Here is an 11,963-nt window from a genome sequence, read left to right as displayed (position 1 = left end):
AAACTTCCGCTTCCCGCCCCATAGAGACAAGGTGAGTGAGATCGATCTTAAGTTGAAGTCTCGCTCTGGTTGGGGCTGCTCTAAGTTAGTGCGAATGGCCGGTATGGTCACGTCGGGTAATTCCAGATCGCTCACATGGGCTACTGTAGAAGCGTCCAGAAATACCGGTCTCAACCTTAGTTTGAAGTGCTCAAGTGACCGCTTCTGGCCTTTTGGGTGATACTCTATTTTCATTTTCTGCTTCGAATGCCTATTTTCATTGCTGCTCTATCGCGGTGAAAATGAAACTTTATTTGAATTTTGAGATGAAAAGATCAGAATATTCCGTCATTCAGAGGGACACCTTATTTTCGTCCCACAGGTGACCATGCAACACCCATAAAAAAGTGTACGCTTCGCCCAGAGCGAAGGGTGCCCCGCTTAAGATTTATGCGGCCAATCTGGGGGGCGATAACCAGATATATACGCACGCGCTAACCGAGTGACCGGCTCCGATACAGCAATACGCCCTCCTTCCAGTGCTGAGACTGTAGAACGTATTGTAGCACTCGTTTTAAACCCTAACAGCGGTCCAAACTGTGCGGCTGTGAAACCAAATAATATCCGTGTTTCTCTGATTGTCTCAGCGGTCATCAGTTTAAACTGAGCATTTTTCTCAAACGCGACTAGGGCTGTGCGAAGTTCCGCCAGCGTATTGACAGTTGGGGCTATATTATCAAGAACTTCTGCCATTTCTGACGGTGTGTAGCCGAGCTTGTAGCGCGTGACCCTTACAGTTCGGTCAATAGATTTGGGGTCTAGGTTCATGGTAACCGCAATCTAAGCATGAAGAAAATTCTCATCATAAATGTCGCAATATTTACAACATATTGCAATTAGATATTGTGAATATTGCTACATTTGCAACCTGTTTTACTGAAGCTAGAGAAGGCTTGGTTGCACATATCCGTGCGCCCTGTTTTCAAGATACACTCGGTGTGCCGCTGCCTTTTGAGAAAGTTTAGTGCTTGGAATATGAGCAAGACTTGCAGCGGTTTTCTGCCATGCAATGACCCCTGGCCTACTCATCTGTTTTTGAATAGCTTGATTTAGCAGTGTGTCTGTTTGGCATAAACGCATAAGAGCTGTCACAACAAAGGCTCCATCATACATCTCAAAACATTTATCAAAAGCGCGACTATCTTCGCCTAACAAAAACGCTTCACGAGCATAATTCACCCGCTGTCTAAAGGTATTATTTTGTGGTTTAGTGAGCCGTTTCCAAGCCCTTGCACAATAAAAATCGCCCATATCATCGGTCCACTTTTTGTGGTCATTTAAATGGAAGGTTTTACAACCTTCACAATACCAGCTCGTCGAATTATCAGTGCTTCTCATAATGTGTTCCCCTCAATAATGTGTTTTTCAATGTGGCAATATTTATGACATGGAAATGGGAAATGTTGGAAATATTACAACTTTACGCTGAAGCGCTGTGATGCTTTCAAGCGGTATAAATCCACTTAAAAACGCTCTTCGTCCTTAGCAAACGAGACAACATGAGCTGAGATTTTGCGAAGCTTCAATTCTTCGACAAAAGCCTTGCAACCCGCTTCATAGGCACATCGCGATTTGTAAGGCAGTCCCAACAACAATGAGACTTTCCATTCTCCTGTGCTCATGCCCTCCCCTACCCCTTTGACTTTTAGAAGACGCACAAACGGGGCATTGAGATCAGCAAACACAACATGGGCACCGCCTTCCTCAAAATAATCGCCGTTCTGTTCAACAAACTCCAGCGTGGCTTCCAATGAAGCATCCCAAGCGGCCTCCAGCACCTCAGAAAGTGAGATGACTTCAGCGCGGTTGATTGCTGTCTGCTTTGTTGGAAATGTGAGGATTTTGGCATTCATGTTATGCTCCCTTGTGATCAAGAGACTTGAGTGGGCCGCAAAGAACATGATGCTCACTCGGTCTCGTTGAGGCCCGTTTCACTTTTCTCGTCATGGGAAGCCGTTCAGTCTGGTCAAGGTCATTCATTGAATGCCTGCTTGCAGGTTGCCTTGAGTTGACTGAAGGGAGACTTAGAGAACAGCAGACAAAGGAAGCCGCTGAGCGGCTTTCCGTCTTTCTTCGCACGAGGGACAGTCCCCGCATGGCCGAGACAGACAGTGGAGCGCTTTAGGTTGAGTTTTGTCCTTGCTGGCTCCTAAGAGACGGCAGGGGGAAATTATGAGACCTTAAGTGTGGAGGTGTCTGGCTTGGTAAGCGCCAAAGGCGCGTGGACAGGCCTGATCTGCACAGCAGACGTGCCCCTGGCCTATTGCTTCTTTTGTTCTAAAATTCGGCCCAAGATTTCGTCAAAGTTCAGATTCAAACTTTCTTACTCCTCGGGACCGCCCAGCTTGCAACCCATCAAGTCCTGCCCCTCTTCCAGAAACACGGCATACAGATTTGAAAAATAACGCTCATCAAGCTTCATCAGCTTATTAAGCATCACAAGCATCACTAAATGTACGTTTCCAGAGATACGCAATAACAGATTGATATACCTACCTTATTTCAAACGAAGAGAAAGTCACATCAGCTCACCTGAGCCCGCACTAGACAACTGGAAAATTTCGAGACCCAGTTTCAGATCGAACTTCAGAAACGATTGGCCCATCTGTTCATTTTCAAAGCAATCAAGATATTCCTCCTCATGTATTTCACCATTATTATCAGTTAGATACATCAGATATTCATCTTACAACCAGCGCTCAAATCCTTGTTGGTTATTGTTCTGCAGCTCTCATAGCAGCCAGCCCGTAAACTCCTGAGCCAATTCCAAAGCTTAGAACTTTTCAGTTTTACTACCCGCTTAAAAATCTGTTTTGAACTTCTTCCCTTCCGCTTGATCTTTCACTTGCCTTGCTCATTTCATCACCTGCAGCTCACCTGGGCTTTTTCTGTTTGAACCCTCATTTCAGATCTGAAGTTATAACCCCTGCCCTAAATTTTCAGAGGCTTTGCCGCGATCCTTCTTTGCTATTTGATAGGCCTCCTCACCTCCAGATCAAAGATGGATAAAAGCTGCGCCAACTTTTTTTTAAGCTCGACTGAACACATCGAGCAGCAAAGATTTTGCGGTTTGGATCAACCCAATAAATGCTTATTTAATCGTTCAATGAGGCCAGCCCCTACTCCCGTTCTTTTCTTAAAGCGGGTGCGTAGCGCCCAATTGCAAGTCTGTTAAAACAGGCCGCAGGCGTGTTTTAAGTAGCGCGCAGCGGCAAAGCGTGGGTCGAAGGGTGAGCAACAAGGCATAGCGCAGCGTTGCCGGCGTGCCGATCCCGTAGTCACACCCCGTATCAGCCCACCGCCTTAACCTCTTGTTCAAGAATTGCTTGAGAAGGCTGGTAAGAAAAGACCTGAAACCCTCCGCACATCTGGGGGCTCATGTGTCGGTCTCACAGTCAGAGCCAAAAGGTTGAGCCTGCGACCGCCCTGGTCGAATTGTGCTTGCAGCTCCAGGCTGTTCAAGTAGAATCGCGGTGATTGAATTTTAGATTGGTGTGCCTCCTCCGCTCTAAAGATATTCAAGAAACCTCCTATTTCGAGCACGCGCAAAATGAATCATTTTAGTTGCATGGGGCACCATGAAATCAATCGTCCTTACAGAAAAACCCTCGCAAGCCCGCAATGTGATAAAGGCCGTTGGATCTCGATATGGAGAGGTACTGCCGGCACAAGGACATTTGCTGCGGCTTCAATCTCCTGATGAGGCTAATCCAGACTGGAAAACCTGGTCCTCGGCCTTGCTCCGCCCCCAAAGTGGCCGGTACGAGCTGGTTGCGGACAGAACCAGCGGTAAGGGTGAGCGGCTTGATAAGATCAAGTGGGCCTTAAGCGGTGCCGATCAGGTCATCATTGCGACCGACTGCGACCGCGAAGGTCAGGCGATTGGTGAGAACCTTCTGCATTTTTTTCGCTTCAAAGGCCATGTGCTGCGGGCAATGTTCACGGCAGAAGATGAAAAGACGCTTCGCCAAGCATTTGCCTGTGCCAAGCCCAACACTGAGTATCGCCCGCTCTATGACGCAGCTGTTGCCCGTGCGCAGGCCGATCAGGTTTTCAATCTCAGTTTGACCAGAACCGCAACAACCAGGTTAGTGCCGTCAGGCGTGCGTGCTGTGATCGGCATTGGCCGGGTTCGCACGCCAACACTTGGAATTGTCTGCCGACGCGAACAAGAGCTATCAGACTTCAAGCCGCGAGAGTACTTTGAACTGACTGCAGATGTTCAAGGTGAACATGGGCTGTTCCAGCTTCACCACCGACCGGCAGACGGCGAGCGCTATTTTCAAAAGGCTACGGCTGAAGCAATAGCTGCTGCAGCAACCGGTTGGCATGGCCCAGCCAGCCTCACACAGGAGAACCGACGTCAGGCTCCAGGCAGACCCGTTGATCTTCCCAGCTTGCAAAAGCAAGCAGCAAAATGGGGCTGGACGTAGCACAGGCTCTTTACGAGCTTCACAAGCTGACAACCTACCCACGCGCTGCAGTGCGTTACCTTCCTGAGAACATGGTTGAGGGAGCAAGTGCAGTGTTTGTCGCTCTTGTTGGCGGCGGCTATATCAAGGATCTGGACTGGCTGGCCCCAACAATCAGGACAGGCAAACGCGGTGTATTCTCAGATGCCGGGTTAGCTGGTGAATCTCATCATGCCATCATTCCCAATCCTGCTGTGATCGATCAGTTTTCAAAAATTATTGCAGGGCTGAACGCTGACGAGCGAAGGCTGTTTGATTTCATAGCCAAGACTTTCCTTGCAGCGCTTGGACCAGACTATGAATATCACCAGACGCAGATTGCTATCAATGTGCCGGTAAATCATCTGTCTGTCGTGTTCAAGACTTCTGGGCGCTCAACAATCACTCCTGGATGGCGTGCTGTTTATGGACAATTCCTAGAGGAAAAATCCTCTTTGGATAATGAAACAGAGTTGCCACAAGTACGCGATGGTGAAGTCGTAGAGGTTTCAACCGTTGCTCTTGAGGCAAAGAAAACAAAGGCTCCGGCTCGCTATTCTGAAGGATCTTTGATTGAGGCCATGCAAAACGCTTGGAAGTTTGTTGATGATGAGGCTCAGCGGGCACGCCTGAAAGAAGCCAAAGGGATTGGTACACCGGCAACCAGAGATACGATTATTGAGGGACTAAAGAAGCAAAGTTTCCTCGCAACTTCCAAGGGCAAGCTCTTTGCAAGCGCTACGGCCATGCAGCTTTATCGGTTTTTGCAGGATCGCTGTCCGTCTCTGCTTGATCCTGGAACAACAGCAACAATGGAAGCACGACTTGATGACATTGTTCGGCGCAATGCCGGTGCTGATGAGATCATCCATGAGATTTGCGGCTCAGCAAAATCAGCAATTGATAGTTTGGTCGGGCAGGGGGCACATCTCGACATTCAGCGCAAACCGAGCCCAGCCATGGTCAAAGCAGCTAAAGGCAAAGCGGCGCGTGAAGGCAAGCGTCTGACCTGCGCAGATCTGGCAAGCTATGACACATTGCGGGCCTATCTGGGGCCAATGAAGGAGCGGGCAGGGGAGCCATCCGCTCCAAGTCCAGCACAGCTTAAATTGGCCCTGACGATAGCTGAGCGCTTGGGACAGGCTCTTCCTGATCAAGCCAAAAGCTCAGCAAGGTCTCTGAGCAACTGGATTGATGCAAATAACGTTGCCAGCGAAAGCCAAATGAAGTGGGTATCTAAGTTCGTGGATGAAGGCAAAATCAAGAAACCCAAAGGCTACCCGGATAGAGTAAAGCCCAAAGATGCCAAGGCTATTCTTGATAAAATGTTCAAGAAGAAAAAATGACGGTATTGAAAGGGTTCAATGCCTATTGGCCTTATCTCAAGTTTGGTTTGCATAAACTATGTTGCTAATGCTCAACGATGGGCATTGGCAACAGGGTGGATCTCCTTGCACAATTTCATGCGTTGACACGTTAACTAGAGTATGTCGGCGAGAGCCTCTTATGGTCACACTTCAGGCATCAATCATGGCATCGCTTTTCCATTGGGGGCAAGCATTCATGTGATGGAGGTGGGTGTCGATTGCACTGCGTTGATCTTGAGGGGGAACATGGGAGTCTTCGGCCCGATTGTTCAAGCCCTTGTGGGAGCGATGTTTCACTTCTGGCATACTTTGCGCTTGGCATCGTTGTAAGAACCAAGTTTATCGGTAATGATCCGTTTTGGTGCCTTGCCTTGTCGTTTCAAAAGGCGCATCAGTAATCGCTTTGCTGCCTTGGTATTGCGTCGGGTTTGCAGGATTTCATCGAGCACGTACCCATCTTGGTCAACGGCACGACAGAGATAGTGTTTCTTACCTTGAATGCTGACGACAACCTCATCCAGATGCCAGATATCATTGCTGCTCGAAGCTTTGCGACGTAGCCGGCCAACATAATCAGGGCCGAACTTGAGACCCCATCGGCGGATCGTTTCGTACGAGACCATAATGCCGCGTTCAAGTAGCATCTCTTCAACTTCGCGCAGGCTTAAAGAGAAGCGATGGTAGAGCCAAACCACGTGTGCAATAATCTCTGGCGGGAAACTGTGGCGCTTGTAGCTGATAAGAGCTGAAGTCATGTACCATGCTTACCCCTTTCCCATTTCTCGCGTCTCTGGTGACGGAACAATATGGGAGCGACGGATGCGCGGTCATCACTTGTTATGCTTCCGAGGGCAGGGGCCTTGTGGCCGGAAAGAAAAATAGCAAGATACGTCAAAAGTAGATGATACTACTTGAAATAAGATGCCGAAAAGTTCACAGTTGTGAACTCGATCTATAAAACGCATTAAAATCAACGCCTTACAATTTTTCACTTGATCAAACCATGTTTATCAGTCCGAAGACAGATTTTTGCAGGTTCAGTTTTCCGCCATTCGCACGGTCGATCATCGCGCGGAAATACCCGCCCGGACGTGAAATAGCTTCAGGATAACGCATGGCTTTTTCTGCCACCACCAGCAGGCAGGCGGCTGCAAGGTGCTGGCCCTGGGCCGCGCACGCAGCCTTCCAACCAGCCTCCGACAAGCCAATGAGATGGCGCAGATCCTCCGTTATCGCGAACAGGGAAGGCCACGTGGCAATCGGACTTTGCAGAACCTCGCGAACCTGAACGGCGGCTTGTTCAAGCAAGCCAATGGAGACACCGGCCAACATCGAGGTGGGCAGGGGGCCTTGTGGCTGGAAAACCCGTTGCTGGTCGCACATTTTTTTTTGAGGATCGGCAGTACTGGCCGCATGCTTGTTTTCAAAAGCTTCTTCAACGGAGCTGTAAGCTTCGTTGTCAGAGCATGATTTTAAGGATGGCTCGGAAGAGCCATGCCACCTATCTTCTACAGAAGATCTTATGTGTGATGGTGTTGTATTAGATATAGCCACGCCATTTTTGTCACCCAAGCATGCCAAATTAGTCTGTTTATCAAGAGCTTCCTGATAGATCTCATCAACTGCTGCAGCACGGGTGATAGGGTCTAGTGGCAATGCTAAAACCTCTTCCAAACGGGTAAGGATCTCGTGCCCCAACTCACCCAACAAGCTTGCCGTATCCTTCACAGCACGGGCACGGGCAATTACAAAGCGCCGCGCTTGTTTGTCCTGTTTGAGCTTCGCCTGAAACTCGTTGGCCTTCTTCCGCAGCTCATCAATACGCCTGCAGGCCGGAGTCAGATCGAGCCCATAACCATAATCCACCGCGCCGGACCGGTCGCGAACAATGAAGCGTCTGCCGTTAGGACTGTCCGAATAAGAAAGCACGCCAGCTTCTACCAGCCTCTTAATGCAGCGGCTGACCGTGCGTACAGAGCGGTCAGCATATTCCGCCAACTTCTCGTTAGAGATTGCAACCAGCGGCTTGCCTCCGGCCTTCAGGTCTTCTTTGCGCACCAAGCCAAGCAGAATATCGAGGATCTGGTAAGGCGTACCAGTAATCTTCAAAACAGGTGCGGCCCTCTTGAGGGCCATTGCCAGAAGTGATTTTTCAACATCGTCCTCAAGTCCCTTCCGGGCAAGATCCTGCGAGGCTAGAATATCGGGGTTAACCCGTCGAAACGGAGCAATTTGTTGAGCGTGCATAGGATACCATTTCCGCAGGATACTGCAGATAATTGCATGTTAACGATAGCTCAAAACGGCACAGATCATCGGTCCCTCACTAAAAAAAGCGGGGTTGAATAATCTGCTCAAACGCTCTACAAAGGAATTGCTACATTACTTTGAGGCGCTACTTGCGTTTTGAATTATATTAGGGCCTGCTTCGTGCAGGCCTTTCTCTTTTCTAGGTCATGTTTTATCCTTCTGCAGCTCGTCAAACTTCTTGACCAAATCTGGCAGTTGATTGACTAGATACTCGCCAAACTCTCGTCCACGGTCTCCTTCCCATTGAAAAGAAGCTCCTTTTGCAGAGTTTTTATACTTGGCAAGATCCCCACTCGAAGAGGGTAGGGCAGACAACTCTTTCTTCGCAGATGCTTTTTTTTCAGCAAAGTTGTGCTCAGCAGCTTTCAATACGATTTGGAACCGCTCACTACTAGTGCTGTTTTGCCACTTCGCTGAGACTTTAATTGGATTAAGTAGCTTCGCAAGCTTACCGGCATGAGTAGGGGCAGTATCAATTATCTCACCCAGTTTCATCCATGAAGGTCGGCCTACCTTAGGAGCTGGACCAATCGCCTTTATAATATCATCCGGAATCAGCCGCGGAACTTTGAGATAGTTGCTAAGCGCGCCTTTAGACTTAGCGCCAATCGCACGGATGACGACGCTTGAGGGATAATCTTTACTGAGCTTTGCCGCAAACAAGGCCGTTTCGATGAACGAGAGGTTCTTTCTCTCGTGGTTCTCCTGCCCCTGCGCAACAACCAATTGCTCATCGGACAAATCCTGGACAACAGCCTTCAGCATCACATCAAGTTCAAGACACGCTTTCCAGCGCCGATGACCGAAGGCAATCTGGTATTTATCCGGCTCGCCTAGCATTGGCCGAACCAATACAGGTACTTGCTGTCCATCCTGTCTGATTGAGCCTTTCAGTTGCTCAAAATCCTCATCATGATCTAGCTGGAGCCGATCTTCGACGAGCGAAGGAATACAGTTGTGTGGATCTATACTTTGAACCTGGTCATGGCTGATCGAGGTCTTTGACCTTCCAACCTCGGAGAGCGCATCACTCATCAAACCCAATGGACTTGTTCGGCTGACCTTTGTCGCAGCAGGAACAACAGGCGTATTATGAACACTACCGGACTTCGGCATGTCTCCACTAATGATGGAGTTCAGCAATTTTCTACCTTCGCTACGCTTAGTAGTCATAGTCTCCCCCATCCTCGTAAGATAATTTTTTCAATTTCAGCATTCGCTTGGTTCATACTTTCGATTGCTCGGTCGTATGTCTTTGGGTTGAACTGGCTTCTGTCAGATTCATAAAGCGTAAGCTGGCGTGTTCGGGCTTCCTCAACTGCGGTCGTGTTGACCATAGAATGGTCCAACACATTTTTCAGATAGCCACGCAGAATCTTAGTCACATCGTTTTGAGGCGTACTCGCTGTGTTGAAGCGAGTAATCAGATAATGCAATGTCTTGTCAGTAATGTACTCAGGCCCCAAGGCCCGTCGCACGGCTGCTTCGTATTGTTCTTGGTGTGTAATGGAAGTCATCAGATATTGAGCCATAGACTCACAATCAAGCATCTGTGGCTGGATCGTCAGTAGTAGGTGGTTAGACGCTCCGATGGCAGCATTCGAAAGATAACCAAGGTTTGGTGCTGTATCACAAACCACTACATCATAGTTATCTTGAACATCAGTCAGCGCAGCCTGTAGTCGCAAAAAATACAATCTTTGAAGCGACATACCGCGCATCGTAACCCGCAGATCATCAACCTCTTGGGACAAGCGCTCATATTCGGCGCGAGGGAGATTACCCGTCGCCAAATTGTTCTCAAGCTCAGCTAAGCGTAGACGAAGTTCACGCTCCTCGTCCATGGTCGAAGTCGTGACGCGCGGCGCATCAAATTCCCAATCAGCTACCCACAGTCCACTTGGCACAATATCCAAGTTCTCGATATATGTCTTTTGCGCAACTTCTGACATTGGTAGTGGGTTATCATAACGAATAGCTGCATAAAGGCTTTGATCGTGCGTTACCCGTTCTGGAATGATCCCCATCATTCCACTGGTTGAACCTTGAGGATCAAGGTCAGCAAGAAGAACACGATATCCCTTTAGCGCAAGATACTGAGCAAAATGAACTGCTGTGGTGGACTTTGCCGAGCCACCTTTGAAATTAACGCACGAGAGAACTGCTACCTCTTCATCATCCCTGCGTCTAGGATCATAGATACGAGCTTTTTCGATACTTGTCGTCTTCTGGGCAAGCTGCTGACGAACTGCATTGATATCGGAGAGAGTGTAGAAACGCTGCTTTGATTTGCCTACAAGCTCTGGAGCGAGGCCTAGTTCGTCCGCATGTTTGTTGAAATGAGCACGAGATACACCTACCCAACTGGCCGCTTGCACCGTCGAAAATCGTTTCAATGTCTTGATGGCAGCAGGAGGAAAATAAGCCTCCGACATGCTTGCCAAGACGCTCTGCAGTGCCTCGTGATCGGCACGCATATGCTGCAAAATATTGGATTCCTGATCAATATCTGTTTTCATAAATCAATTTCCAGATAGCAATGGCAACGCTGCCGTGTCTTAACATTCACTCACAATCATAGAAAATCAATAAACAAACGGTTAATTTGCATTAACGGTATCTCAAAAAGTGTACAAATAGCAAAAAAAGCGAAAGTGAGGGTATCTATAAACTGCATTCGCGTCGTGGTTTGTCGAATTTTGGGGTTTTTCCCGAATCAATCAGAATCGGATACAGAACGTTTTTTCATCAATACCGTCCACTTATGGGAGGCGTCTGCCGAAAGAGCGAAATACAACCTTAAGTGCACTACACATTGCTATGCCACTAAAAATTTTTGCTGTAGTAATAGGGGATTGATCACTATTGCTAGGTCGCCGAAGTGCTAACTTTTGATTTTTTCGCCGGTATCTTTGCCGGTAGTTTTGTAATGTACTTATGGACGAAAGCAGCTGCTATAGCGAAGCGCCAACGTATGAAGGCTTTTGATATCAGCGACCCGATGAACCAGCTTAGGTTTATCGAAACTTCAAGCCTGAATGCAACGAAACCAATCAACAAAGAAGCCTTCGCAGTTTATCGAAGCATTGAAGATTACATATCCTCAAATCAACGCACATACAGATTGTTGGCAGAAGTTGGGATGGGAGCATTTATAAAAACAGACTTCAATGCGGTACCAAAGGCTCAAGACAAACGTGCATTCAGCTCTTACAATAGCAAGAGAGTGGACTTTCTAGTCATCGACGCATATGGGAAGCCTATTCTGGTGATCGAATATCACGGATCAGGGCACTATCAAAACAATGCATTGGCCCGCGATGAGGTCAAAACTGCAGCTCTGAGAAAAGCTGGCATCAACTTGATGACTGTAAATTACGGCACTCCTGATAACATCATTAAGCAAGATCTAGCCCAGTATTTTTAATCCATCTTTGGCAGGGCCGTATTGCACGGGTCAGCACGGCCTTGTTGCAGGGGTCGTGAATAGCTTACAGCACGCCCAAACCCGTCAATTCAGGTCATGAGATTGCTTCGAACGCGGGCCTGCCGAGTTCGGTTATTGTGTTGAGAATGCGAACGCCAATCTTTGTTTCGGTCCTCTGATTGTTAAAGGTGCGTGCCTTCAGTTTGTTGCCGATGACCTGTTTCCAGCGTCCCATCTGGGTTTCAATTCGCGAGCGCTGATTGTAGCCTGTTTGCTTTTGCCAGCCGAGGCGCCCTTTGTCTTTGATCGCAAGAATATGTTTATCTCGCGATGACGGATTCCGGTCAGCCTCAGGACTTAAAACAGCTG

The 11,963-nt window shown here is 48.3% G+C and carries 8 protein-coding genes and 3 pseudogenes; 2 read left to right on the top strand and 9 right to left on the bottom strand.

Going from position 1 to position 11,963, the window contains the following annotated elements; genetic code table 11:
- From BMZ51_RS24405 to BMZ51_RS22380, 4 genes are all read right to left on the bottom strand, one after another.
- A partial coding sequence (locus BMZ51_RS24405; protein ID WP_208979631.1) for a hypothetical protein occupies positions 1 to 234 on the bottom strand: 234 nt, incomplete at its 3' end.
- A 186-nt stretch (positions 235 to 420) separates the two neighbouring features.
- Positions 421 to 807: a helix-turn-helix domain-containing protein gene (locus BMZ51_RS22390; protein WP_068009961.1), complete on the bottom strand. Its 387-nt coding sequence runs from the start codon at positions 805 to 807 to the stop codon at positions 421 to 423.
- A gap of 114 nt (positions 808 to 921) precedes the next feature.
- Positions 922 to 1,377 carry a hypothetical protein gene (locus BMZ51_RS22385; protein WP_068009964.1) on the bottom strand — a complete coding sequence of 152 codons (456 nt, stop codon included), beginning with the start codon at positions 1,375 to 1,377 and terminating at the stop codon, positions 922 to 924.
- A gap of 125 nt (positions 1,378 to 1,502) precedes the next feature.
- Positions 1,503 to 1,892 carry a hypothetical protein gene (locus tag BMZ51_RS22380; protein WP_139201460.1) on the bottom strand — a complete coding sequence of 130 codons (390 nt, stop codon included), beginning with the start codon at positions 1,890 to 1,892 and terminating at the stop codon, positions 1,503 to 1,505.
- A gap of 1,725 nt (positions 1,893 to 3,617) precedes the next feature.
- On the opposite strand from BMZ51_RS22380, the pseudogene BMZ51_RS24825 reads away from it, so the two are divergent.
- A pseudogene (locus tag BMZ51_RS24825) lies at positions 3,618 to 5,836 on the top strand (DNA topoisomerase).
- Between the two features lie 171 nt (positions 5,837 to 6,007).
- Here the strand turns inward: BMZ51_RS24825 and BMZ51_RS22365 are convergent.
- From BMZ51_RS22365 to BMZ51_RS22350, 4 genes and pseudogenes are all read right to left on the bottom strand, one after another.
- Positions 6,008 to 6,612 (bottom strand): annotated as a pseudogene (locus tag BMZ51_RS22365) (IS6 family transposase).
- 241 nt (positions 6,613 to 6,853) lie between these two features.
- Positions 6,854 to 8,104 (bottom strand): plasmid replication protein RepC, encoded by a 1,251-nt coding sequence (repC, locus tag BMZ51_RS22360; protein WP_068009975.1) that lies wholly within the window; start codon positions 8,102 to 8,104, stop codon positions 6,854 to 6,856.
- Positions 8,105 to 8,311: 207 nt separating this feature from the next.
- Positions 8,312 to 9,340 carry a plasmid partitioning protein RepB gene (gene repB, locus BMZ51_RS22355; protein WP_074882349.1) on the bottom strand — a complete coding sequence of 343 codons (1,029 nt, stop codon included), beginning with the start codon at positions 9,338 to 9,340 and terminating at the stop codon, positions 8,312 to 8,314.
- Positions 9,337 to 10,686 carry an AAA family ATPase gene (locus BMZ51_RS22350; protein WP_068009980.1) on the bottom strand — a complete coding sequence of 450 codons (1,350 nt, stop codon included), beginning with the start codon at positions 10,684 to 10,686 and terminating at the stop codon, positions 9,337 to 9,339. Before BMZ51_RS22350 ends, repB begins: the two co-directional genes overlap by 4 nt.
- Before the next feature lie 362 nt (positions 10,687 to 11,048).
- Between BMZ51_RS22350 and BMZ51_RS22345 the strand changes: the two genes are divergently transcribed.
- Entirely contained in the window at positions 11,049 to 11,594 is a 546-nt protein-coding gene (locus tag BMZ51_RS22345; protein ID WP_074882347.1) for a DUF2726 domain-containing protein, read from the top strand.
- A gap of 94 nt (positions 11,595 to 11,688) precedes the next feature.
- On the opposite strand, the pseudogene BMZ51_RS24180 reads toward BMZ51_RS22345, so the two are convergent.
- Positions 11,689 to 11,963 (bottom strand): annotated as a pseudogene (locus tag BMZ51_RS24180) (IS5 family transposase); the annotation flags it as partial.

The organism is Pseudovibrio axinellae, assembly GCF_900110875.1.
GTDB lineage: Bacteria > Pseudomonadota > Alphaproteobacteria > Rhizobiales > Stappiaceae > Pseudovibrio > Pseudovibrio axinellae.
This window is presented reverse-complemented; position numbering and strand designations above follow the sequence as displayed.

Excerpts from the sequence above, each read along its gene's own strand:
- repB (WP_074882349.1), bottom strand. The coding sequence starts at position 9,340 with ATGACTACTAAGCGTAGCGAAGGTAGAAAATTGCTGAACTCCATCATT.
- BMZ51_RS22350 (WP_068009980.1), bottom strand. The coding sequence starts at position 10,686 with ATGAAAACAGATATTGATCAGGAATCCAATATTTTGCAGCATATGCGT.
- BMZ51_RS22380 (WP_139201460.1), bottom strand. The coding sequence starts at position 1,892 with ATGAATGCCAAAATCCTCACATTTCCAACAAAGCAGACAGCAATCAAC.
- BMZ51_RS22390 (WP_068009961.1), bottom strand. The coding sequence starts at position 807 with ATGAACCTAGACCCCAAATCTATTGACCGAACTGTAAGGGTCACGCGC.
- BMZ51_RS22385 (WP_068009964.1), bottom strand. The coding sequence starts at position 1,377 with ATGAGAAGCACTGATAATTCGACGAGCTGGTATTGTGAAGGTTGTAAA.
- repC (WP_068009975.1), bottom strand. The coding sequence starts at position 8,104 with ATGCACGCTCAACAAATTGCTCCGTTTCGACGGGTTAACCCCGATATT.